Genomic DNA, 22,281 nt, shown 5'->3' on the forward strand with positions numbered 1-22,281 from the left:
GCAAATGGGCCTATATCCGCCTGGAAGGCACGACGTTTGGCGGGGTTCCACTTAATGCCGAGCTTAAGCTGGAAGTCTGGGATTCGCCCAATTCCGCCGGCGTGGTGATCGATGCCGTGCGTTGCGCCAAGCTCGCAATGGATCGCGGCATTGGCGGCACGCTGACGGGGCCGTCCAGCTACTTCATGAAGTCGCCGCCGCAGCAGTTCACGGATGCCGAAGCGCGTGAACGCACGCTTGCCTTCATCGGCGGTGAGAATGAGCCTGCCAGACCCGGATCAGCAGTCGGTTCGCCTCAGTGACCACTACGATCTTCCTCGTCCGTCATGCCGCGCATGACAATGTCGGCAGCTTTCTCGCCGGCCGCATGCCCGGCATCCGGCTGGGCGTGGACGGCAGGGCGCAGGCGGAGCGTCTTGGGGAACGCATGCAACGCGAGCGCTTCGATGCGGTGATCGCTAGCCCGCGCGAGCGCACGCAGGAAACGGCTTCAGCTGTAGCGTTGGCCTGTGGCTTGGGCGTGCGGACAGACGAGCGGCTGGACGAGATCGATTTCGGTGATGCCTGGTCCGGCAAGACCTGGGACGCGCTCAACGGCGATCCCTCCTGGGTTCAATGGAACGAGCAGCGCGGAACGGCCAGAACGGCCGGCGGCGAAAGCATGACCGAGGTTCAAGCGCGCGCGGTTGCAGCTCTGTCTGACGCGGCTTTGCGCCACGAAGACGGTGCAGTGGTGCTTGTCACCCACGCCGACATCATCAAGGCCGTTGTTTGCCACGTGCTGGATCTGCCGCTTGGCCATGTCCATCGCTTTGATATCAGCCCAGCCTCCATCACCCCGATCGTGTGGGGAGACTGGGGGGCTAGGCTTCTATGGCTGAACGAGACGATCGCATGAGGCGAACTTGCCACCTAAAATGAAGCGCCTAGCCTTTTCTTGAGTGAAACAGGCGCGAAAAGGAGACTGGGTTTGCCGCTTTCAAGCAGCGAAATAGAGGGCCGCATCAGAGAGCTCGGCCCGTGGTTTCACAATATCGATCTTCAAGGGCAACTGACTGCGCCCGATCATTTCCTGGGAAATTATCCTCGCCAGAAATTCCGCAAGTTCGCCGATGCAATCCCGGCGGATCTGACCGGCAAGACGGTGCTCGATATCGGCTGCAATGGCGGCTTCTACTCGCTGGAGATGAAGCGCCGCGGCGCTGAGCGCGTGTTGGGCGTCGACTTCGATGAGGCCTATCTGGCGCAAGCGCGCTTCGTGGCCGAGGTCGAGGGCGCCGATATCGAGTTCCGTCAGCTGTCGGTTTATGATGTCGGCAAGCTCGGCGAAAAGTTCGATGTCGTGCTGTTCATGGGCGTGCTTTACCATCTGCGCCACCCGCTGCTGGCACTCGACCTGATCCGCGAACATGTCGCCGATGATCTGCTGGTGTTTCAATCCATGCAGCGCGGTAGCAAGGATGTGGCCGAGGTCGCGGAAAACTACCCGTTCGAGAACACCAAACTGTTCGACGATCCCGCTTTTCCGCACATGTCGTTCATTGAGCATCGCTATGCCGATGACCCCACCAACTGGTGGGTGCCCAACCGCGCCGGCATGGAAGCCATGCTGCGCAGCGCCGGATTCCGGATCGAAGCGCATCCGGAACAGGAAGTTTATATCTGCCGCACGACTGATCGCCCTTACGGCGCAGAAGCGGTGTACCCCGCAAAAGGAGACCGCGCGTGATCGAAGCGGCGATGATCTGGAACGAACCCAACAACAAGTCGCATTGGGATCCCGAAGTCGATCCGGATTGGTCAAAATTTGCTGACATGGCCAAGCTCGCGGGCCAGGCGATCGCTGCCGAAGCGCCGGGCCTGACACGCGTGCTGGGCGGTATCTCGCCGATCGACCCGATCTTCATCAACCGGATGAAAGATTTCGGTGTGCTCGACCATGTCGATGCAGTTGCCGTGCACGGTTTCCCGCTCGACTGGAACCTGTGGCAGATCGGGGAATGGCCGCAGAAGGTGCAGGAAATTCGGGCGCTGACCCATCTGCCGGTTTGGGTCAGCGAGGTCGGCATCTCGACCTTTGGCGCCGAGGAAGTGCAGCATTGGGGCATCAAGCGCACGGCCGAGCTTCTAAAGGGCCAAGCGCCGCGCATTCACTGGTATTCGCTCTACGATTTGCCGCGCGAATGGGAAGCGACCACGCGCCATCGCGAAGCCGAAGGCTCCTCATACTACCGCCACTTCTACATGGGCCTGCTGCGCCAGGACGGCACGCCGAAGCCGGCCGCCGAAGCCTTTGCCGAGCTGACGCCTGACATGGGCGTCGTGCAGTGGTTCCATTATCATGACCACCGCCTCGAAGACGCCGTGGCCTGGATGAAGCGCCTCGGCGTAACCTATCTGCGCACCGGTCTTTCCTGGGCCGACAGCTTCCGCCCCAACGCGCTCGACTGGTTCGACAAGCAGATGGAAGCGCTGGCCGATTTCGACGTGACGGTGACCTATTGCTTCACGCCCGAACATCGCGGCATTGCCCCGCACCATTCCAGCGCGCCGCAGGTGCCGGAAGAGTTCGCCGAGTTCTGCGCGGCCATGACACGCCGCTACGCCGGCGCCTCCAAGCGCAGCGAGCCGACACCGGCGCCAATGCCTGCTCTGGTTTGATCCGGGCAGCGAGCTACAAAGAAAAGTGAGCGCGGTGCGCTCCCTTTTTCACGTGATGCCGTAGATGCGGTCGAGAACCCTGGACACATCTACGATCCGCTCGGCCTGCTGGTCGAAGCTCTTGCTCCGCGCAAGACGCTGCGCCCAATCCTTAGCCGCGCGCACGCCCCACTCGTCAGGCGGCGACACCAGCGTCTCACTCGATGTGCCGCGGAACCGCTTGGCCGTGAAGTCATAGAACGAGCCATTGACGTTGCGCAGTTCCGCCCCGCCTTGCGCGCCATAGAATGCTGCCGAGATCACCGCTTCTTGCCCCGCCTGCAATTGCCACGAACAGGCAATCCGCACGATCGTGCCTGTGCCCAAGCGGAACGAAGCCACGGCGTAATCCTCGACGGCTTCCGGATTGGCCTGGAGCAGCTTGCCGTCGGACAGAAGATGCCCGCTGACGTCGCTGACCTCCGGAAAATCGAGCACCCAAAGCGCCAGATCGATCAGGTGCACGCCGAGATCGATCAAACAACCGCCGCCGGAGAGACTGCGGTCATAGAACCACGGCTTGCCCGGCCCATAGGCATTGTGAAACGTGAGGTCTATGGCGCGGATGTCGCCGAGTTCTCCGCCTCGCACGAGGTCGCGGATCGCCTGAACGCCGGCAGTGAAGCGATAAGAGAAATCCACCCCAAGCAGCCGATCGGCATCTCGCGCGGCATCGATCACGGCCTGCACTTCGCGGGCTGAACGACCAAGCGGCTTCTGACAGAACACGGCGACGCCGGCCTTTAGCGCCGCGATGGATTGATCCGCATGCAACGCGCTCGGCGTGGCGATCACCAGCCCGTCGAGATCCTGCGCCAGCACGTCGTCCAGCGTCGTGCCGATGGCAGCACCGGGCACGAGCTTGGCGGCTTCGTCTGTCATCTCAGGCGAAGGATCAGCGAGGGCCACAACCTCAACGACGCCCGTATCGATGATCCCCTGCATCCGGTGCCGGCCAATCCAGCCGACGCCGAGGAAGCCGACACGTGGTTTCGCAGCGCTCATTTCGGCACCACCAGAGCCTTGAGGAAGCCGTCAGGCCGGTCGCGTGTGGCGTTCAGCGCAGTGCCAAGCTCTTCAAGAGGATAGGTATGCGTGTAAAGCGGCGTCGGATCGAGGCGGCCGCTGACAACCGCATCCACCGCCTCGCGCATGCCGCGCATATAGATCGCGGGATCGCGCTCATGCGCGTTGATCACGTCCAGCCCGCGCCAATTCCACATCTGCATGTTGACCTGCCGAGGCCCATCCTGATGGTACCCTGCGACAATCAAGCGGCCGCGCTCCATCGTTAACTCGCCGGCTAAATCAAGTGGCCACTGCTTCCCGACGGCCTCGATCACGCGGTCGCAGAAACGGCCATCCGTCAGCTGCTTCACCTGTTCGATAATCGCCCAGTGATCCTCCATCGGGATCACCTCGGCAGCCCCCATCGCTTTTGCGAACTCCAGCGAGAACGGTCTGCGCGAAATGGCAATCACGCGCGCGCCGGCCTTGGAAGCAAGCTGCGTCAACAATGCGCCAAGGAAGCCGATGCCGATGATCGCCACCGTTTGCCCGGCCTCGATCTCCGCACGGCGAAAGATGTTCATGGCACAGCCCAGCGGCTCGCCTGGGAACGGTTGTCCGGAAAGCGAATCCGGCAAACGAACCGCCATTTCGGCCGGCACCGTGTCAAAGGCGGCATAAGCGTGCTGCGACAGCGCGGCCACGCGGTCACCGACGGTAAAGCCAGTGACGTCAGCGCCGATCGCCTCCACCACGCCCCACCCCTCATGGCCGAGGCCGCCGGGTTCGGTTGGAAACTGCATCCAGTCCGGGCCGCTCCAAGGGCCGAGATTGGATGCGCAGACGCCTGTACCCTCCAGCCGGATGAGGATCTCGCCGGCCTTCGGCTCGGGGATGGCGACTTGATCGACCTGCATCCGGCCGGCGCCGGTCACGACAGCGGCCTTCATCGTGCCGCGCGGTGTAGCGGCTTTTTCATTCATGGACATAATGCTCAGCCTGCGGAAGAACCGGCCGCGATCGAGCGCTCGACCTTGCGTGCCGCCGGTTTCGCCACCGTCGCGGTCCCGCTCGCATGGTGGATGGTGGGGCGGCCAATGCTGAGATAGGTCAGATCGAGGTCGGTCATGTCGGACGGAAGCCACAGATTGCGATAATCAGCCAATACCGAGCCGCGCATAGTTCCGGCAAGCCTGGCAAGATCGAGCCGGCGATACTCGTCCCATTCCGTCAGTACGATGACCCCATCGGCATCTTTCGCGGCGTCATAAGCGTCTTCGCAGAAGGAAATGTCGTCGAGCTGCTTGGCGGCTTCCATCATCGCCTTCGGGTCATGCGCCCTGATGCGGCAGCCAGCTTTCTGCAGCCAGGGGATGATGGCGAGGCTTGGCGATTCTCGGATATCGTCGGTGTTGGCCTTGAACGCCAAGCCGAGCACCGCAATCGTTGCACCGTCAGCCTCGGATCCCAGTTCGGCCAATACGCGTTCCGCCAGCATCTGCGACCGCGCCCCGTTACCCTCGATCAGAGTTTCGATCAGCCCTTGCGGCGCGTCATGCTTGCGGCCGGTGACTGCAAAGGCGCGTGTGTCCTTGGGGAAGCACGAACCGCCAAAGCCGGGGCCGGCCGACAGAAAGGCGGAGCCTATGCGGCTGTCCAGCCCGATGCCTGCGGCGACGGCTGAAACATCGCCGCCAACCTGTTCACAGAGATTGGCCACATCGTTGATGAAGCCGATCTTCAGCGCGAGAAAGGCGTTGGCGGAATATTTGATCAGCTCGGCATTGGCATTGCTGGTACGCATCACCGTCACGCCGCGATCGGCCAGCGGCTTGTAGATCTGTTCCAGCACCGCACAGGCGCGCGGATCGTCCGATCCGAACACCACCCGCTCCGGCTCGAGGAAATCGCGAACTGCCGTGCCTTCGCGCAAAAATTCGGGATTGGAAGCGATCGAGAAATCCAGTGCGCCGCGTTCTTCCGCAATGATCTCGCGCAACGCTCTGCAGGTTCCAACCACCACAGTCGACTTCACCACAACCACGCAGTTCGGCTTGATCACCTTGGCAATGCCGCGCGCCGCTTCCTGAACGAAGGACAGGTCGATATCGCCATCGGCAAGAGACGGCGTCCCGACCGCGATGAAGACGGCATCAGCATCGGCAACGCCTGTCCTAGTATCCGCGCTGAAAAGGAGACGGCCGGCTTCGATATTGGATGCCATCAGCTCATGAAGTTCAGGCTCGTAGATCGGCACTTCACCGGCCCGCAGGCGCGCCACGCGCTCTTCGTTCATGTCGATGCAGGTCACGTGATGGCCGAGTTCTGCCAAGCAGGTGCCCGTGGTCAGTCCGACATAGCCCGCGCCGATGATCGATAGCCTCATGCACTGTCCTTCAGCATCCAAAGTAGTGGTGCCCATGATGCAACTTGTACTTCAAAGCAGACTTGTCCAACTCATAGCTGCCATTTGGCTGAACGGGCCGGCTGCTCGCGCTATCGCCCGCCCGCTGTCTCAAACAAGCTCCTGCCGGCCTTGCCAGCAGATTTGCATCGCAACCATTCCCTGCTTCGACGAATGCCCTAAACTACGGGAAGAGGGGTTTGTTCATCATCTTGTTGAACTTTCCTGAGGGCTGCAGAGCCATCGCGGCAGCTATGAACAAATTGCCTTCTTCCTAGTTGTGGAAGCTCAGGCCACGAAGGAGCGACGTGCACGTGCAGAAGGTATTGGTGACGGGAGGCTGCGGCTTCATCGGGCGGTATGTGGTCGAGGAGCTTCTGGCAAAGGGCCACGACGTCCGCATTCTCGACGGGCTGATCGAACAGGTTCACGGCGGCATCGCACCCGAGCTTGATCCGCGTGTCGACTTCATCAAGGCCGAGATGACCGATGCCAAGGCAGTCGAGCAGGCGCTCGATGGCGTGGAAAGCGTCATCCATCTGGCGGCCGAAGTCGGCGTCGGACAGTCCATGTATGAGATCGCCCGCTATGTCGGCGCCAACGATCTCGGCACCGCCGTTCTGCTCGAAAAGATGATCGGCAAGCCGATCAAGCGCATCATCGTGGCCTCGTCCATGAGCGTTTATGGTGAGGGGTTCTACCAGAGCCCGGACGGCAAGCTGCATGGCGCCGTGCGCCGCCAGGCCGAGCGCGTGAAGGCCGGCCAGTGGAACCCGGTGACAACCGATGGCGCTGCCCTGACCCCGGTTGCAACGTCCGAGGACAAGCCGGTCGATCTCGCTTCGATCTACGCGCTGACCAAGTTCGCGCAGGAGCGCGAAGTGCTGATCTACGGGCAGGCTTACAATGTCGAAGCGATTGCACTGCGATTGTTTAACGTGTTCGGCCCGGGACAGGCGCTGTCCAATCCCTACACCGGCGTTCTCGCCAACTTTGCTTCGCGTCTTGCCAACAATCAGCCGCCAATGATCTTCGAAGACGGCCAGCAGCGCCGCGATTTCGTGCATGTGCGCGATGTCGCCCGCGCCTTCCGCCTTGCGCTGGAAGCCCCCAAGGCGAACGGCCACGTCATCAATGTCGGCAGCGGCAATGCCTACACGATCGAGGAGGTCGCGACCCTTCTGGCTGAGGCCATGGGCGTGCCGGAACTGAAACCCGACATCCTGCACAAGACGCGCTCCGGCGACATCCGCAACTGCTTCGCCGATATTACGGCGGCGCGCGAACTACTTGGCTTCGAGCCGAAATATCGTTTGCAGGACACGCTCGGCGAGTTGGCCGAATGGGTCAGCGTGACAGGCGCGGTGGACCGCGGCGCGCAGATGAAGAAGGAGTTGGAAGAGCGGGGCCTGGTGTCGTAGATGACACGAGGCATCGGCAACAAGGGAGCTTGAAGCGTGGCAGGACCTGGGATCGTCGGAGGCGGTCAGACAGTCGTCATCGTTGGCGGCAGCGGCTTCATCGGATCGAACCTGGCGGAAAGCTTTCTGCGTGAGGGCCAGCACGTCACGATACTGGACAATCTCAGCCGACCCGGCGTCGAAGAGAACCTTGCCTGGCTAACTGCAACCTATGGCGATCGCGTTGAGGCTGCACGCGTCGATATCCGCGACACGGCCGCCCTTGTGCCGGTTGTCAGCAAGGCGAGCGCTGTCTTTCACCTTGCCGCCCAGACGGCCGTTACCACCAGCCTGGTCGATCCGGTGGATGACTTCGAGGTCAATGCTCGCGGAACGCTGAACATCCTTGAAGCCATTCGCGCAACCGAGCGCCGCGTGCCGGTGATCTTTGCCAGCACCAACAAGGTTTATGGCGGCCTGGAAGACATGGAGATGGTGGAAGGCGACGAGCGCTACCATCCCGCCGACGAGGCGATCGGCGATCACGGCGTCAGCGAGAGCCGACCGCTGGATTTCTGCACGCCTTATGGCTGCTCCAAAGGCGTAGCCGATCAGTATGTGCTGGATTACGCCAAGTCCTACGGCCTGCCGACTGCAGTTTTGCGCATGAGCTGCATCTATGGTCCGCGCCAGTTCGGCACCGAAGATCAGGGCTGGGTGGCGCATTTCCTGCTCAAGGCCCTGCGCGGCGAACAGGTCTCGATCTATGGCAACGGCAAGCAGGTGCGCGACATTCTGCATGTCAGCGATTGCGTGGCAGCCTATCGCGGCGTTCTCGACGCGATCGATCAGGTGTCCGGTCAGGCCTTCAATCTCGGCGGTGGCCCGCAAAACAGCGTCAGCCTGCGCACGGTATTAAGCGAAATTTCCCATCTCACCGGCCGCAACATGCAGCTCGACCATGGCGATTGGCGCAAGGGCGACCAGTTCTATTTCGTGGCCGATACGCGCAAGATCGAACAGGCGATCGGCTGGAAAGCCAAGGTCGGCTGGAAGGAAGGTCTCGCGGATCTCGCCCGGTGGCTGGCGGAAAATCGTGTTGCCGGCCGAGCCTCGAAGCAGCAGCCGGATCAACAGGTTTTGTCGGCGTGAAAGCAGCGGATCGCGCGAGGGGCGAAGGATCGGAGATCAAGACAGCCTCGAACGGGCCGCATCCAGCGCGCGTCTTGATGACGGTGGATGCCGTCGGCGGCGTGTGGCGCTATGCGATGGATCTCGCCGCCGGCCTGCAATCCTCCGGTGTCCACTTCACCTTCGTTGGTCTAGGCCCGCATCCGTCACCCGCCCAACGCGCGGAAGCCGAACAGCTGGGAAAGCTGATATGGGAAGACGCCCAACTCGATTGGCTGGCCGAAGGGCCCGAGGATCTGGCTGATCTGCCCGAACGCCTAGAGAAGCTGGTCAGAAGCGAAGGCGTAGACCTTCTTCATCTGAACGCGCCATCGCAAGCCTGCGGCTTGAAGCTCGATTGCCCGATCGTGACAATGTCGCATTCCTGCGTCGTCACCTGGATGCATGCCGTACGCGGCGTGACGCAACCCGACGAATGGGCTTGGCAGAAACGCTTCAACCGCGAGGGCTTCGATGCCGCCGATGTCGTGCTTGCGCCAAGCCGCAGCCATGCCAACGCGCTGGAGCAATGCTACGGCCCGATCAAAGGCCTTTCGGTGGTTTACAACGCCTCGCAATCTGGCGCTGAGATCGCCCAACGCCAGCCTTTCGTCTTCGCCGCCGGTCGGTGGTGGGACGAGGGAAAGAATGGCGTGGTGCTTGATGACGTTGCCGAACATCTTCCATGGCCCGTCCGCCTTGCAGGATCGCTGAAGGGGCCGAACGGCCAGCGCATCCGCATGCAGCATACCGATCATCTCGGCACTTTGCCCGGTTCGGAAGTCCAGCAGCTGATGACATCAGCCGGCATCTTCGTGTCGCCCTCGGTTTACGAGCCCTTCGGCCTCGCCCCGCTGGAAGCCGCCTCTACCGCGACGCCATTGGTGCTGGCCGACATCCCGACCTATCGGGAATTGTGGGATGACGCGGCTTTGTTTGCGTCGCCGCGCGATCCTGCCTCCTTCGTGGATGCGTTGCAGACGCTGATTGCAAGCGAGACCCTGCGCCGCGACATGGGCCGTAAGGCCCTGCAGCGCGCAAAACGCTATTCCCTCCAGGCACAGGCGCAAGCCATGCTGCAGGTCTATGACGCTGTTCGCGCGCCGGCTGAGCAGCGCCTGGTTTTATCGAGCTGATTGATGCGATTTCTTCTTTATACCCACTCCCTCGTCTCCGACTGGAACCACGGCAACGCCCATTTCCTGCGCGGCGTGATGCGCGATCTGGTTGAGCGCGGTTATCAAGCCAAGGCGCTGGAACCGATGGGCGCCTGGAGCCGCGAGAACCTTGTGAAGGATCAAGGCGAGGTGGCTATCGCGCGCTTTGCGCAGGATTTCCCGACGCTCCAGTCCGAGCGATACGATGCGGGCTTCGACCATGAAGCAGCGCTCGATCAGGCCGATGTCGTGCTGGTTCATGAATGGACCGACCCCGCGCTGGTCGCGCGCATCGGCAAGGCGCGCCGCGATGGCTGGCGCTTTACGTTGATTTTCCACGACACCCACCACCGCGCAGTGTCGGCCGAAAGCGACATCGGCGGCCTTGATCTCAGCGGTTATGATGCGGTGCTGGCTTTCGGAGAAACGCTGCGAGAGCGCTACCTCAAGGCGGGCTGGGGTAGGCGGGTGTTTACTTGGCACGAGGCGGCGGATGACCGGCTGTTCAAGCCGCATCCCGAGGTCGAGAAGACCGAGGACCTGATCTGGATCGGCAACTGGGGTGATGACGAGCGCACCGCCGAGATTGCCTCCTTCCTCATCGAACCGTCCGCGAAGCTGAAGCTGAAAGGTGCCGTTCGCGGGGTTCGTTATCCTAAAAGCGCGTTGGAATCGTTGGGTAAAGCCGGTCTGAGCTATGGCGGCTGGATCGCCAATGCCGATGTGCCGATGGCCTTTGCGCAAGCGAAACTGACCATGCACATCCCGCGCCGGCCCTATGTGGAGTCGCTGCCGGGCATTCCGACGATCCGGATGTTCGAGGCTTTGGCTTGTGGAATTCCGCTGATTTCGGCCCCTTGGAATGACGCGGAAGGGCTGTTTCGTGCCGGAAAAGACTTCCTTTTTGCCGAAAACGGCGCGGAAATGACCGAAAAGATCCGGAAATTGCTGGCTGACCCGGAGCAGCGCGCCGAGATTTCGGCATCCGGTGTGGAGACCATCCGCAACCGCCACACCTGCCGTCACCGAGTCGACGAACTGCTTGCGATCCTCTCCGGTCTCGGCGTCGACACCAGCACCAACTCGCCTAAGGAGACTGCAGCGTGAAGATCGCATTCTACGGCTCGAGCCTGCTGTCAGCTTACTGGAACGGTGCGGCCACCTATTATCGCGGTCTGCTGCGCAACCTCGCGGCACGCGGTTACGACATCACCTTCTATGAGCCGGATGTGTATGACCGGCAGAAGAACCGCGACATCGAACCGCCGGAATGGTGCAAGGTCGTGGTATATGACGGCACGGTCGAGGCCCTGCGCGCTGAAGCGGCCAAGGCAGCGGAAGCCGACATCGTCGTGAAGACCAGCGGCGTCGGTTTCGAGGACAATCGCCTGCTTGACGAAGTGCTGCGCGCGGCACGGCCGGACGCCATGAAGATCTTCTGGGATGTGGATGCGCCGGCGACGCTTGCCGAGCTGCGCGCCAGTCCCGATCATCCGCAGCTCAAGGCGCTCCATGAGATCGACGCGGTGCTGACCTATGGCGGCGGCGATCCGGTGGTGAATGCCTATACCGCGATCGGCGCCAAGCGCTGCATTCCGATCTACAATGCGCTGGATCCCGAAACGCATCATCCGGTCGATCCCGATCCGCGTTTCACCGCCGATCTCGCTTTCCTCGGCAACCGTCTGCCGGATCGCGAAGCGCGGGTGGAAAGCTTCTTCCTCAACCCCGCCGCCGGCCTGCCGGGACAGCGCTTCATTCTTGGCGGCTCCGGCTGGGGCGACAAGCCGATGGCCGGCAATATCGATTATATCGGCCATGTCGGCACCCGCGATCACAACGCCTTCAATGTCACGCCGAAGGCCGTGCTGAACATCAGCCGCGACTCCATGGCCGATATGGGCTTTTCGCCGGCAACCCGCGTGTTCGAAGCCTGCGGTGCCGGCGCTTGTTTGATCACCGATGCCTGGCTTGGCGTCGATTTCTTCCTGAAGCCGGACGAGGAAGTGCTGGTGGCACGCGACGGCCAGGACGTGGCCGACATCCTGTCCGGCCTGACGCCCGAGCGCGCCAAACAGATCGGCGAAGCGGGTCTGGCGCGGGTGCTGCGCGACCACACCTATGCCGACCGCGCGGCTGAAGCCGATCAGATCTTCCGCGACTTCCGCGCCAAGCAGGCGGAGGCTGCGGAATGAGTGACGCGCTCGACATCGTCATCATCGGCCTGTCGCTCTCGTCGTCCTGGGGCAACGGCCATGCCACGACCTATCGCGGCATGCTGCGCGGGTTGGAAGCGCTCGGCCACCGCGTCACCTTCCTGGAACGTGACGTGCCCTGGTATGCCGCCCATCGCGACCTACCTTCGCCGGATTTTTGTGAGCTGCATTATTACGACACGGTGGACGAGCTGATCAGCCGCTTCGGCGAGCGGATCAAAGAAGCCGATGCCGTGATCATCGGCTCTTACGTGCCGGAAGGTCCGAAGGTGATCGATGCCGTTCATACGCTGAAGCCGAAGCAGCTTGCCTTCTACGATATCGACACGCCGATCACCGTTGCTCGGCTGAAAAAGGGCGACGAGGAATATCTGGCAGCACGCCAAGTGCCGTTGTTCGACATTTATTTTTCCTTCACCGGCGGCCCGACGCTGCGCCAGCTGGAACATGAATTCGGCTCACCGAGAGCGGAAGCGCTGTACTGCTCCGTCGATGACACGCGCTATCAGAACACCGGCGAAGCGCCGGTTTGGGATCTCGGCTATCTCGGCACTTATAGCGACGACCGCCAGCCTACCCTTGAAAAGCTGCTGATCGAACCGGCCCGCCGCCTGCCGCATCTGAAATTCGTGGTGGCTGGGCCGCAATATCCCGATACGATCGACTGGCCGGAGAATGTCGAGCGCATCGACCATCTGCCGCCGGCTGAGCACCCATCCTTCTATAGCCGCCAGCGCTTTACGCTGAACGTCACGCGCGCGGACATGATTGCCGCCGGCTGGTCGCCGAGCGTGCGCTTGTTCGAAGCGGCGGCATGCGGCACGGCCATCATCAGCGACTTCTGGGAAGGCTTGGGCGATCTGCTGCCGCTTGGTGAAGCGATCGAGATCGCGGGAACGAGCGACGAGGTCGTGGAGATCCTGACCGGCCTGAGTGAAGAGCGGCAGCGCGCCATGGCGGATGCCGCGAAAGCCCGGGTTCTGGCTGGGCATACGGGCCACGCCCGCGCGGCCGAACTGGCGAATTATCTTCGGGACGGCGCCGCGAAGCTCGCGCGTTCTGAGCCGACTAAGGAATTGGCATAATGGTTCAGGCAGCGCAGTCCGGCAAAACGGCTTTGGTGACAGGTGGTGCGGGTTTTCTCGGCTCGCATTTGTGCGACCGCCTGCTGGAGCAGGGCATGCAGGTGATCTGCGTGGACAGCCTGCTGACTGGCTCGATGCGCAACATCGCGCATCTCGAGAACAATCCGAGTTTCCGCTTCATCAAGCAGGATGTGTGCGAGCCGCTCGACATTAAGGACGATCTTCATTTCGTCTACAACCTGGCCTGTGCGGCATCGCCGCCGCGCTACCAGGCGGATCCCATTCACACGATGATGACATCGGTGCAGGGCACGCTGAACCTGTTAAAGCTTGCCGAAGCCAAGGGCGCCAGCTTCCTGCAGGCGTCCACCAGCGAGGTCTATGGCGATCCTGACCGGCATCCGCAGGCTGAGGACTACCACGGCAATGTCAACTGTACCGGGCCGCGCGCCTGTTACGACGAAGGCAAGCGTGCCGCTGAATCGCTCTGCTTCGACTTCCTGCGCTTGGGCCGCGCCGATGTGCGCGTCATGCGCATCTTCAACACCTATGGGCCGCGCATGGACCCGGATGACGGGCGTATCGTGTCCAACCTCGTGGTGCAGGCGCTGCGCGGCGAGCCGCTGACGATCTATGGCACCGGCGAGCAGACGCGCTCTTTCTGTTACGTGTCGGATCTAATTGCGGGGATGATGGCGCTGATGACGGTGGCCGAGAACCCGAAAGCGCCGGTCAATATCGGCAATCCCGGCGAGTTCACCATCAACGAACTCGCAAAGCTCGTGGTCGAGCAGACCCAGACAGCCAGCGAAACCGTGTTCAGGCCGTTGCCGGTGGACGATCCGACGCGCCGTCGCCCGGACATTAGCCGTGCCAAGGCGCTACTTGGGTGGGAGCCGACCGTGCCGCTGGAAAAAGGCTTGAACGACACGATCGCCTATTTCCGCGCTCGCGTTGCCGAGGAGAAGCAGGACGCCGCTTAAATCAGCTGCGGCGCTGAAGCGCTCCCCCCATTATTTGCGCATGATCACCCAAACCGCGTGGATGATGCCGGGAACATAGCCGCATAGCGTCAAAAGGATGTTCAGCCAGAAATGCAGGCCGATGCCGACCTGCATGAACACGCCGACCGGCGGCAGGATGATGGCGAGCAGGATGCGAAGAACGTCCATACGGTAAGCTGAACTCCAAGTGTGAGGGCTGCGTTCAAGGCAGCCGGAAAAGAGGCTGGCGGCTCGCCGTGAGCCCGCCAGCAGAAATTGCGTCAGGCGAACTGTTCGCCGACCCAGGTCCAGTTCACGCGATCGGCGAGAACGGTCTTGATGTGGTCCGCTTTGCGGTTCTCGTAATCGAGATAATAGGCGTGTTCCCACACGTCGATGCCAAGCAGCGGCTTCAAACCGTCCGGCACGGGGTTGCCGGCATCCTGGTAGCCGCGCACGGCCAGCTTGTCGCCGTCCTTCGCCAGCCACACCCAGCCGGTGCCGAACACCTTGTCGGCCTGCGCGACGATCGCCTCGTTCAGGCCGGTCACGCCGCCGAAATCACGCGTGGCGGCTTCTTCCAGCGCGGTGCTCGGCTTGGTTGGGCCACCGGCGAATTGCTGCCAATAGAATTCGTGGTTCCAGGCCTGTCCCGCCTGGTTGAAGATCGCGTCGTCACCCTTGGCCTTCGACTGCTTCACGACCTCTTCCAAGGTCATGTCGGCATAGGGCGTGTTGGGCACCAGCTCGTTGAGCTTGGTGTAATACCCCTTGTGGTGCTTTCCATAATGCAGCGCCACGGTGCGGGCCGAAATCTGCGGCGCCAGCGCGTCTTCCGCGAAGGGCAGCTTGGGCTGTTCAAACGGTGCCGCGGCGCGCGCGACATGCGGCTTGAACAGGGTGCTGGCGGCTGCGGCTGCGCCGAGGGCCAGAGTGGTGCGGCGAGAAATCGTTAAGGTCATGAAACGCTCCCTTGGGTGAACTTCGGGTTCAACGGAGCGGGACAGGAGCCGTTCCCACGATCACGGAAGCTCTATCGCGAGGAGGGAGGACGCGTACTGCGACAAACAAACGTTCATGCAAGAAGAACTCGCACCGCCGGACTATCTCGGCTAATTCGTTTGAAATGACCTCGCTTCCGCAGAAAACGACCCGCATCGCCGTCAAGGCAAAGGACGGCAAACGTGTGCCGCGCGACAGCCGGGGTGAGAAGGCGGCTGAGGACGATGCCAGCACCGGCGCGCGCCGCCGCCAGATCATGCAGGAAGCCGCACGCCTGTTCGGCACGCGCGGCTTCGAGGCGACCACGATCCGCGATATTGCGTCGGCCACCGGCATTCTCGGCGGCTCGATCTATTACCACTTTGCGTCGAAGGAAGACATCTTCGTGGCCGTGCATGGCGCCGGCATGGAGAAGATCACGCAGGCCGTGCTCGATGCGATCGAAGGGGTTGAAGACCCCTGGGATCGGCTGGAAGCAGCGGCCGTGGCGCATTGCACGGATCTGCTCGGCTCCTCGGAAGTGCCGGTGATCGTGTCGCCTTATTATTCGGAATCGCTGAAGGGCTTGCGGGAAACGCTGGTGGCGCAACGCGATCGTTATGAGACGGTGATCGCCGGCTTGGTGGATGCGCTGGACCTGCCGCCTGAGATTGACCGCAGCCTGTTTCGCCTGAACTTTCTGGGCGCTTTGAACTGGATGCCGACCTGGTATCGCGCCGACTCCCGGCTTTCGCCGGCCGAGATCGGTCGCCAGATGGTGCTGAGCCTGCGGCCCCGTAAGCAAGACCTTACCTAAAGAGCAGCGCCGGACCGCTTTCCAGCAGCCCGACACCTATGTTTGTTCTCAGAGCTTGCCGAGGCGCAGGAACTGCGTTTCGCCCGATGAATCGTCCACGCCGTCATTGTCGGTGACGGCGAAAGCTTCGCCATCAACGTCGATCGTGAAGCCTTCGATCTTGTCGAGCACATAGCCCTTCGGGGCCTGCAACTCGGGGAGGAAGTCGTGCAGCTCGGTCTTCTTCACCAGCGGCAGGTCCTGGCCGAGCGGAGCGGGCTTCATGTCGGCCAGAGCGACCGAATACAGCTTCTTCAGCTTGGCGGCGGCGCCGAGCAGGTTGTCGCGCTCGATCAGGATGACGCGATCGCCAACAGCGGTGATCTCCGACAGACCGACCCAGCCGGCACCCTTCGGATCGAGCTTGTAGCGCACCGCGCCCCATTCCTTCGATGCCGGCTTGTAGGCGAACAGCTTGACCTCGTCTTCGGCATCGCCCTTCCACGGCCGCTGCTGCGCCAGCCAGATCAACTGGTCGTCGCCTTCGCCGGTCACGGTCACGCCTTCGAAGCCCGACGATGTGGCGGTTGCGGCAATATCTGCTGGGAGCTCCATTTCTTGGACAATCGCGCCCTTGGCATCGACATGAAGCAGCAGGTTCTTGCGCTCCTTCGTGTTGCCTTCAGACGCCAGCCAGAAGCCACCTTCCTTGGCGATGGCGACGCCTTCGAGGTCGAGATCGGCGGCCGGCTTCCCATCGCGCGTCACGGTGAGTTCGGCGGTGATGCGGGCCGGCTTTTGGGTCGCGTCGATCGTGAGGATGCGCGGAGCAGTACCGTAAGCGCTGTCGGTCACGGCATAAAGCTGGCCGGGCTTCGTCGCATCGGCAGCAAGGCCGGACAGAGCGCCCCAGGCGATCGGCAGGCCGTTCGCGCCCTTTTCGGAGCGGATGGTCGGATAAGCGGGAGCCTGACGATCGGCGCGCTCATAGATCACGACCTGGCCGCCGATGCCGCCTTCTTCGGTGACATCGGTTTCGGTCGCGGCCACGAACAGGTTGCGCTGGGGGATCGCGAGCAGGCCTTCCGGTCCGATGCCGCCGGGCAATACCTGAAGGAGTTCCGGCGTGTTGCCGTTGTCGCGATAAACGGCGATCACCGAGGCGCGTTCGGAGCCGATGAAGAGTAGTTCTTCCTCGCCGTACTTGGCCGCGGCGACGCCTTCGATCTCGATGCCCTTCTTGTTGCGCTTTTCCGGATAATGGCCGAGCGCAACGAGTTCGTGCTCGAGCGTGTTGCCAGCGTCAAAGGCAACCGTGCCATCGTGGTTGAAGATGGTGAAGCCGCGCGTGCCGCCCTTCCAGTCGCCTTCATTGGCGGTAATCAGGCGGTCATTGCCGATCCAGGCAATGCCGTCCGGCTCGCGCGGAACGTCCTTCACCGAGCCGGACAGGTCGATGACGCCGTCCTTCTTAGTGTCGATATGATCGAGGCTCACCGTGCCGGCATCGAAGTGGCTCAACAACTTGCCGGTGTTGCCGTCGATGATGAGAACCGCGTTGTTTTCCTGCAGGGTCAGCGCGATCTCGCCTCGATCGTTGATATCGACGAATTCCGGCTCGGGATCTTCCGGAACGACGATGCCGTTCAAGCCCGTGAGGCCGATTTCCTTGATCGCGGCGCAGTCGAGCGAGTCGCCGAGCTTAACCGTCACCAGGCTGCCGGCCGGCAGCTGCGGCAGGGCGCCGTCATTGGTCTCCTCATCACGCTGGTTTTCCATGGCGATGGCCAGGAACTCGCCCTTGGCAGAAGCGGCAACCGAGTTCGGCTGGCCGGGGAGCTCACATTCCTTCGCGGCCTTCTTGGCGGCGATGTCCACGGCCACCAGCTTGCCGGCGGGCTTGGTGAAGTCTTCGGTCTGGTCGACCGCGACATAGGCCGTGCCGCCAACGATCTTGACCGAAGTCGGTTCGCCGCCAACGGCAACCGTGCCCATTGGCTTGGGGTTGGCGGGATCGGTCAGGTCGATGATGCCGACCTGCTTGCCGGGCGCATCGGTGTAAACCAGCGTCATGCCGTCTTCGCTGGCCGAAATGATCTCGGCAACCGCTTCCTTCACGCCCTTGCCGCCCTCGGGAAGATTGTCGCGTACCATCATTGTGGCGATGCGGTCGAAGAAGGGCTCGGCGCCGGCCGAAAGGCTGGTAGCGAGAAGCAGCGAGGCTGCGAGCGGTGCGAGACTGGTTTTGCGCGGCATGAGGGAACCCCGATGATAAGACAATGGGGGCTCATAAGAGGCTTGTCATGACGCGCGGATGACAGGGCGCTTAGAACGGCGAGGCTATGCCCATCTTGCTTTCGCTGTCCCGCTTCTTCTTAATTGAGGATCTCGGAGGAGAAACACCCATGTCGGAACGCGGCGCCATCGCATCGCAGATCTTTCGCCGGGCGCATGGACGCAAACGGTTCATCGCAGCCATTGCCGGGCCACCCGGTTCGGGCAAGTCGACGCTGGCGGCCGAACTGGTCACGTTGCTGCCCCCCGGAGAAGCGGTGGTCGTGCCGATGGACGGTTTCCATTACGACGACACGGTGCTGGAGAAACGTGGCTTGCGATCGCGCAAGGGCGCGCCGGAAACCTTCGACTTCGGCGGCTTTCAGGCTCTGTTGAAGCGCATCCGCGCCCATGACGAAGCCGAGATCGCCATCCCCGTCTTCGACCGCTCGATGGAGTTGTCGCGCGCTGGCGCTGACATCATCAGCGCCGACACACGCTTCATTCTGGTTGAAGGCAACTACCTGCTGCTCGACGAAGAACCGTGGTCGGCGCTAGGCACGCTGTTCGACTTCACGATGATGCTGGATGTGCCGGTGGATGTGCTGGAAGCCCGTCTCGTCGAACGCTGGCGCATTCACGGCAAGTCCGACGCGGAGGGGCTGGCCTGGATCGCATCGAATGATCGGCCGAACATCGACCGGGTGCGTGCGCAGAAGCGTCCTGCCGATCTGGTCGTCAGGACGCTTGTTGAAGGAATCCGCTGAGGATCAGCTTGCCGGCTTTTCGTCCGACGCGACGCCAACGGAGTCGGCCATCACAGCGCCGCGTGTGCCCATCGGCTTGGGAGCGCCCGTCGTGGTGTCAACCACGGTCTGATGCTCCATTTCGCCGTTGATCTCCGCACCGACGATCAGGATGATGCAGGAAATCCACGTCCACGTCATGAAGCCGATCACCGCGCCAAGCGTGCCGTAGGTCGCATTATAGTCGGCGAAGTTTTCCAGATACCAGGAGAACAGGGCGGACGTGATGAGCCACACGACCGTTGCGATGCCGGCGCCCCAGGTCAGCCAATGAAGCTTGGCCGGACGGCGATCAGGGCCGTAGCGATAGATCAGCGTAATGCCCGTGCCGATCAGCAGGAAAATCACCGGCCAACGCAGGACCTTGACGATCGTTTCGGTCCAACTGTCGATATGCAGGAAGGCGAGAACCGCAGGTACAACGCCGACCATCGTGATCATCGAAATGCCGATAATGATCGCGCCCAGCGTGAACAGGAAGGAGATGAAGTTGAGCCTGAAGAACGAGCGGGTTTCATTCTGGCGATAAGCCACGTTCATGGCGTCGAACAAGGCCTTCACGCCGTTGTTGGCGCTCCAAAGCGCAATCAACAGACCGAAGATGAAGCTGAGCGACAGCGAACTCGCTTCCTGCGTGGTCAGAGACTGCAACTGCGTCTTGATCATGTCGATCGAGCCCTGCGGCAGCATTCCACCGAGATAGGCGACCTGATCGGCTACTGTGCGGGGATCGGCCACGAAGCCGTAAACCGACACGAAGGCAGCAAGCGCGGGAAACAGCGCCAGGAGAAGATAGAACGTGGCGCCTGCTGCGATCAGCAGGATGCGGTCTTCCATGACAGAGGCATAGATGCGCCAGCCGATGTCCATCCAGCCCTTGGCCGGAATCTGCAGCGGCGTTTCAGCGTTGCGCCCGCGCCCCGGTTCGGAGGCCCGTTCTTCGAACTTGGCCGACGCCGTCCCTGTACCCGCCATACCCGTCCGCTGCCCCGCCTTGATTGTTGCTGCATCGCAAACGTGGCAGCGGCGAAACGAGTTCCCAGATTGTTTAAAATGAGGCGGGATTGTGCGGCAGCTTCAGAGCTTCGGTGAGCGCTTCGCTTGTATTGTCGGGGTTGAAGAGCCTGAGCGACAGCGCCAGACTTTGCGGCAGTGGGTTCCACAAGCCGGTCTTCAAACCGGCCATCCGTAATGCTTCCGCCGTCCAGGTGTTGCACCCAAACAGCGCGTTGAAGGAGCCGTTGGCCTCAAAGAAGCGGTCGAACTCGCCATAACTGCCAACGGCTTTTACCTTGCCATCGGTGCGGGCAAAACTGGCACCGATGAATTCCAGCAGATAGCGCAGTTCTTCGTTGTCGATGGTGAGTGGTGTCACCCAGTCTTGCGTTTCGTCGATGGCGCCGGCCAGATCGACATGCATCACGGATTGGTCGACCGTCAGCGCGCGCAGCACCGGCAGGGGTTTGAGGTCGGCCCAGGTGGGCGTTTCCAGATAAAACGAGCGCCCGCCCCACCCGAAGATCAGCCATTGCGCGTCAGGATGCTGCAGCTGAATACCGGCTTCCTCCAGGAAGCCGAAATCGGCGATCAGATACGGATCGAGCTTGATGGCGATATCGGTATGGATCGGATTGGACAGAACCAGGATGCGCTGCGGTGTGGGCTCGATGCGGTTGCTGAGTGGCTCGGTGGCAAAGGGCACGGGAATGAAGGTCCCCACGGCTCCCGCAATCACGAACAGCAGGATCAGCCCTAGCAGGCCGGCAAGCAGTTTCTTCAAGAACCGACCTCATCACCCGTCATCAAGCTGCGTTGCAGCACAAGAATGGCGCCGCCAAGGCAGCGCCTCACCATCAGGCCGCGCGCAAAAAAGTCGGTCAGAAGCTGCGTCCGTCAACCTGTTTGGGATGCAGTGTATGAACGTCGATTCCATCGAGGCAGCGCACATTGATGGCAGCCATTTCGCGGCCATCAGGACCTGTGCCGATGGCGAAGGACTGCACGCCGCAGGTCTTGCAGAACCGGTGCCGGATCCGGTGCTGGTTGAACTGGTACTCGCCAAGAGCGTCTTCGCCCGATTGCAACTGGAACTCTTCAACGGGTGAAAAGGACAAGATCAGCCCAAGCCGTCCGCAGCGCGAACAGTTGCAACTGATCGCCTGATCGAGATCGGCCGTTGTTTCGTAACGTACGGCGCCGCACTGGCAGCCGCCTCCAAACACTTGTTTTGCCATGGCACCCTCCCACTTAAGCCCCCGAGGTCTCGTGATGGACCTCCCTCGCAACCAACCCACCCTGTCGTCGTTGGGGATCTTCAACCTCTATAGCACGGCCCAAGAACGAGGTCCCATCCCATGGTGCGCCACGCCCAGATTCTGGCTTCAACAGCCGCCCTTCTTGCGCTCCTGAATACCGAGGCGGCTGTCGCGCAAGGGTTGGAAAGCCCTGAAACGATCGAGGCCATCGTGGGTACGCCCGTGCGTGAGGAAGAAACGCAGGCGGCCGCCGATCCCGGCAAAGTCATTGCCGCGATCGACAAATCTGCCGACAACATTTCGACCGTCCGCAAGACGACGAAGCTGGATCAGGTCGAGATCGTGTTTCTGGCTGACAGCGCACCAACGGAAGGCGGACCGCCCGATGCGATCCAGGCAAAGCTGACGGAGCGCGATGCGGATATCCAGCGCTTGCGGCAGGAAATCGAGGGCAGCGCGATGCTGTATCACGCCCTCAACTCGCGGCAGGTCCTCCTGCGCGATGTCGTGGCGGTGGAGTTCAGCGACAGCAAGGCCGTCATCTACGCTGCCGCAAAGCCTGCGCAATAAAATACCGGGATTATGGTTGTTGCCGGTAACGCTTTGCCTCAGCTTTGAGAAAAGGGTGAGCGCTGCGCGTGCCGGGGACAGGAATGCACGGTTGCGTTGCAGCCTGCACGTCTCCTATACCGGTGAACAAGCGGCACACTCGATCTTCGAAGCCGCATCATGAACCAGCGCTGCGGTTTAAGCGAGCGCGGTCAAACGGGTGGATGGGCTTCAATGGCTGACGCGCTTGCCAACGACATCATTGCGAAGATCGAGCGCCATGGCGAGCTTGAACCGGGCAGCGTCACGCCCGAAAGCGAGTTGACCTCGCTCGGCATCCATTCCCTGGAACTGACGGAAATCATCTTCGATATCGAGGACGAATACGGCATCCATGTCGAGATGAACACGGCCGAAGCCTGGAATAACCTGCGCAATGTCGGCGACATCGTCGTTGCCGTGCGCAAGCTCGTTGAAGCGAAAGCCTGATCAATCCC

The 22,281-nt window shown here is 61.9% G+C and carries 23 protein-coding genes and 1 pseudogene; 15 read left to right on the forward strand and 9 right to left on the reverse strand.

The features are described from left to right. The 4 genes and pseudogenes from RTX98_RS10495 to RTX98_RS10510 form a co-directional block, all read left to right on the forward strand. Positions 1–302, forward strand: a pseudogene (locus RTX98_RS10495) (inositol-3-phosphate synthase); the annotation flags it as partial. Further along, a complete protein-coding gene (locus RTX98_RS10500; RefSeq protein WP_312796461.1) occupies positions 299–898 on the forward strand; it encodes a histidine phosphatase family protein in 600 nt (199 codons plus the stop codon). The pseudogene RTX98_RS10495 and the gene RTX98_RS10500, both read left to right, overlap by 4 nt. Positions 899–970: 72 nt before the next feature. Then, a complete protein-coding gene (locus tag RTX98_RS10505; RefSeq protein ID WP_312796462.1) occupies positions 971–1,729 on the forward strand; it encodes a TIGR04290 family methyltransferase in 759 nt (252 codons plus the stop codon). Next, positions 1,726–2,661 carry a beta-xylosidase gene (locus tag RTX98_RS10510; protein ID WP_312796463.1) on the forward strand — a complete coding sequence of 312 codons (936 nt, stop codon included), beginning with the start codon at positions 1,726–1,728 and terminating at the stop codon, positions 2,659–2,661. Before RTX98_RS10505 ends, RTX98_RS10510 begins: the two co-directional genes overlap by 4 nt. A 48-nt stretch (positions 2,662–2,709) precedes the next feature. Here RTX98_RS10510 and RTX98_RS10515 read toward each other — a convergent pair whose 3' ends face one another. The 3 genes from RTX98_RS10515 to RTX98_RS10525 are packed head-to-tail and all read right to left on the reverse strand — an operon-like array spanning position 2,710 to position 6,130. Next, a complete protein-coding gene (locus tag RTX98_RS10515; protein WP_312796464.1) occupies positions 2,710–3,705 on the reverse strand; it encodes a Gfo/Idh/MocA family oxidoreductase in 996 nt (331 codons plus the stop codon). Next, a complete protein-coding gene (locus tag RTX98_RS10520; RefSeq protein WP_312796465.1) occupies positions 3,702–4,691 on the reverse strand; it encodes an MDR/zinc-dependent alcohol dehydrogenase-like family protein in 990 nt (329 codons plus the stop codon). Before RTX98_RS10520 ends, RTX98_RS10515 begins: the two co-directional genes overlap by 4 nt. A gap of 11 nt (positions 4,692–4,702) precedes the next feature. Next, positions 4,703–6,130, reverse strand: coding sequence for a UDP-glucose dehydrogenase family protein (locus RTX98_RS10525; RefSeq protein WP_416223103.1), 1,428 nt, complete (start codon positions 6,128–6,130; stop codon positions 4,703–4,705). 296 nt (positions 6,131–6,426) lie between these two features. Here RTX98_RS10525 and RTX98_RS10530 point away from each other — a divergent pair, with 296 nt between their 5' ends. From RTX98_RS10530 to RTX98_RS10560, 7 genes are all read left to right on the forward strand, one after another. Continuing rightward, on the forward strand, positions 6,427–7,533 hold the full coding sequence (locus RTX98_RS10530; protein WP_312796467.1) for an NAD-dependent epimerase/dehydratase family protein: 1,107 nt from the start codon (positions 6,427–6,429) through the stop codon (positions 7,531–7,533). 36 nt (positions 7,534–7,569) lie between these two features. Continuing rightward, entirely contained in the window at positions 7,570–8,664 is a 1,095-nt protein-coding gene (locus RTX98_RS10535; RefSeq protein WP_312796468.1) for an NAD-dependent epimerase/dehydratase family protein, read from the forward strand. Positions 8,665–8,741: 77 nt separating this feature from the next. Next, positions 8,742–9,818, forward strand: coding sequence for a glycosyltransferase family 4 protein (locus RTX98_RS10540; protein WP_312796490.1), 1,077 nt, complete (start codon positions 8,742–8,744; stop codon positions 9,816–9,818). 3 nt (positions 9,819–9,821) lie between these two features. Beyond that, the gene (locus RTX98_RS10545) at positions 9,822–10,946 is read left to right on the forward strand and encodes a CgeB family protein (RefSeq protein ID WP_312796469.1); all 1,125 of its coding nucleotides are present in this window, start codon (positions 9,822–9,824) and stop codon (positions 10,944–10,946) included. Continuing rightward, entirely contained in the window at positions 10,943–12,034 is a 1,092-nt protein-coding gene (locus tag RTX98_RS10550) for a CgeB family protein (RefSeq protein WP_312796470.1), read from the forward strand. The genes RTX98_RS10545 and RTX98_RS10550 overlap by 4 nt, the downstream gene beginning before the upstream one ends. Then, positions 12,031–13,140: a CgeB family protein gene (locus RTX98_RS10555; protein ID WP_312796471.1), complete on the forward strand. Its 1,110-nt coding sequence runs from the start codon at positions 12,031–12,033 to the stop codon at positions 13,138–13,140. The genes RTX98_RS10550 and RTX98_RS10555 overlap by 4 nt, the downstream gene beginning before the upstream one ends. Continuing rightward, a complete protein-coding gene (locus RTX98_RS10560) occupies positions 13,140–14,123 on the forward strand; it encodes a UDP-glucuronic acid decarboxylase family protein (RefSeq protein WP_312796472.1) in 984 nt (327 codons plus the stop codon). The genes RTX98_RS10555 and RTX98_RS10560 overlap by 1 nt, the downstream gene beginning before the upstream one ends. Before the next feature lie 30 nt (positions 14,124–14,153). Here the strand turns inward: RTX98_RS10560 and RTX98_RS10565 are convergent, their stop codons facing one another. Next, the gene (locus RTX98_RS10565; protein ID WP_312796473.1) at positions 14,154–14,312 is read right to left on the reverse strand and encodes a YqaE/Pmp3 family membrane protein; all 159 of its coding nucleotides are present in this window, start codon (positions 14,310–14,312) and stop codon (positions 14,154–14,156) included. A gap of 92 nt (positions 14,313–14,404) precedes the next feature. Then, positions 14,405–15,085 (reverse strand): superoxide dismutase, encoded by a 681-nt coding sequence (locus RTX98_RS10570; protein ID WP_312796474.1) that lies wholly within the window; start codon positions 15,083–15,085, stop codon positions 14,405–14,407. Between the two features lie 164 nt (positions 15,086–15,249). On the opposite strand from RTX98_RS10570, the gene RTX98_RS10575 reads away from it, so the two are divergent. After that, a complete protein-coding gene (locus tag RTX98_RS10575; RefSeq protein WP_312796475.1) occupies positions 15,250–15,921 on the forward strand; it encodes a TetR/AcrR family transcriptional regulator in 672 nt (223 codons plus the stop codon). Between the two features lie 48 nt (positions 15,922–15,969). On the opposite strand, the gene RTX98_RS10580 is transcribed toward RTX98_RS10575, so the two are convergent. Further along, on the reverse strand, positions 15,970–18,156 hold the full coding sequence (locus RTX98_RS10580; protein ID WP_312796476.1) for an esterase-like activity of phytase family protein: 2,187 nt from the start codon (positions 18,154–18,156) through the stop codon (positions 15,970–15,972). Positions 18,157–18,305: 149 nt separating this feature from the next. Here RTX98_RS10580 and RTX98_RS10585 point away from each other — a divergent pair, with 149 nt between their 5' ends. Continuing rightward, positions 18,306–18,941 (forward strand): nucleoside triphosphate hydrolase, encoded by a 636-nt coding sequence (locus RTX98_RS10585; protein ID WP_312796477.1) that lies wholly within the window; start codon positions 18,306–18,308, stop codon positions 18,939–18,941. 3 nt (positions 18,942–18,944) lie between these two features. Here RTX98_RS10585 and RTX98_RS10590 read toward each other — a convergent pair whose 3' ends face one another. The 3 genes from RTX98_RS10590 to RTX98_RS10600 all read right to left on the reverse strand — a co-directional run bounded on the left by RTX98_RS10590 (position 18,945) and on the right by RTX98_RS10600 (position 21,214). Beyond that, positions 18,945–19,955, reverse strand: coding sequence for a YihY/virulence factor BrkB family protein (locus RTX98_RS10590; RefSeq protein ID WP_312796478.1), 1,011 nt, complete (start codon positions 19,953–19,955; stop codon positions 18,945–18,947). A gap of 73 nt (positions 19,956–20,028) precedes the next feature. Further along, positions 20,029–20,760 carry a TIGR02117 family protein gene (locus RTX98_RS10595; protein WP_312796479.1) on the reverse strand — a complete coding sequence of 244 codons (732 nt, stop codon included), beginning with the start codon at positions 20,758–20,760 and terminating at the stop codon, positions 20,029–20,031. 97 nt (positions 20,761–20,857) lie between these two features. Continuing rightward, complete coding sequence (locus RTX98_RS10600) at positions 20,858–21,214, reverse strand: GFA family protein (RefSeq protein WP_312796480.1); 357 nt, start codon at positions 21,212–21,214, stop codon at positions 20,858–20,860. 120 nt (positions 21,215–21,334) lie between these two features. On the opposite strand from RTX98_RS10600, the gene RTX98_RS10605 reads away from it, so the two are divergent. Together RTX98_RS10605 and RTX98_RS10610 are read left to right on the forward strand one after the other, a co-directional pair. Beyond that, positions 21,335–21,805 (forward strand): hypothetical protein, encoded by a 471-nt coding sequence (locus tag RTX98_RS10605; RefSeq protein WP_312796481.1) that lies wholly within the window; start codon positions 21,335–21,337, stop codon positions 21,803–21,805. A 213-nt stretch (positions 21,806–22,018) separates the two neighbouring features. After that, positions 22,019–22,273, forward strand: coding sequence for an acyl carrier protein (locus RTX98_RS10610; RefSeq protein ID WP_189504216.1), 255 nt, complete (start codon positions 22,019–22,021; stop codon positions 22,271–22,273). The last annotated feature ends 8 nt before the right edge of the window (positions 22,274–22,281 follow it).

This window comes from Tianweitania sp. (assembly GCF_032053605.1).
In the GTDB taxonomy this organism is placed as follows: Bacteria; Pseudomonadota; Alphaproteobacteria; order Rhizobiales; family Rhizobiaceae; genus Tianweitania.

Bases quoted from the DNA above. Each gene is read 5' to 3' on its own strand.
- RTX98_RS10515 (WP_312796464.1), bottom strand. From the start codon at position 3,705: ATGAGCGCTGCGAAACCACGTGTCGGCTTCCTCGGCGTCGGCTGGATT.
- RTX98_RS10520 (WP_312796465.1), bottom strand. From the start codon at position 4,691: ATGAATGAAAAAGCCGCTACACCGCGCGGCACGATGAAGGCCGCTGTC.
- RTX98_RS10525 (WP_416223103.1), bottom strand. From the start codon at position 6,130: ATGGGCACCACTACTTTGGATGCTGAAGGACAGTGCATGAGGCTATCG.
- RTX98_RS10540 (WP_312796490.1), top strand. From the start codon at position 8,742: ATGACGGTGGATGCCGTCGGCGGCGTGTGGCGCTATGCGATGGATCTC.
- RTX98_RS10545 (WP_312796469.1), top strand. From the start codon at position 9,822: ATGCGATTTCTTCTTTATACCCACTCCCTCGTCTCCGACTGGAACCAC.
- RTX98_RS10555 (WP_312796471.1), top strand. From the start codon at position 12,031: ATGAGTGACGCGCTCGACATCGTCATCATCGGCCTGTCGCTCTCGTCG.
- RTX98_RS10560 (WP_312796472.1), top strand. From the start codon at position 13,140: ATGGTTCAGGCAGCGCAGTCCGGCAAAACGGCTTTGGTGACAGGTGGT.
- RTX98_RS10565 (WP_312796473.1), bottom strand. From the start codon at position 14,312: ATGGACGTTCTTCGCATCCTGCTCGCCATCATCCTGCCGCCGGTCGGC.
- RTX98_RS10570 (WP_312796474.1), bottom strand. From the start codon at position 15,085: ATGACCTTAACGATTTCTCGCCGCACCACTCTGGCCCTCGGCGCAGCC.
- RTX98_RS10575 (WP_312796475.1), top strand. From the start codon at position 15,250: ATGACCTCGCTTCCGCAGAAAACGACCCGCATCGCCGTCAAGGCAAAG.
- RTX98_RS10580 (WP_312796476.1), bottom strand. From the start codon at position 18,156: ATGCCGCGCAAAACCAGTCTCGCACCGCTCGCAGCCTCGCTGCTTCTC.
- RTX98_RS10585 (WP_312796477.1), top strand. From the start codon at position 18,306: ATGTCGGAACGCGGCGCCATCGCATCGCAGATCTTTCGCCGGGCGCAT.
- RTX98_RS10590 (WP_312796478.1), bottom strand. From the start codon at position 19,955: ATGGCGGGTACAGGGACGGCGTCGGCCAAGTTCGAAGAACGGGCCTCC.
- RTX98_RS10600 (WP_312796480.1), bottom strand. From the start codon at position 21,214: ATGGCAAAACAAGTGTTTGGAGGCGGCTGCCAGTGCGGCGCCGTACGT.
- RTX98_RS10605 (WP_312796481.1), top strand. From the start codon at position 21,335: ATGGTGCGCCACGCCCAGATTCTGGCTTCAACAGCCGCCCTTCTTGCG.
- RTX98_RS10610 (WP_189504216.1), top strand. From the start codon at position 22,019: ATGGCTGACGCGCTTGCCAACGACATCATTGCGAAGATCGAGCGCCAT.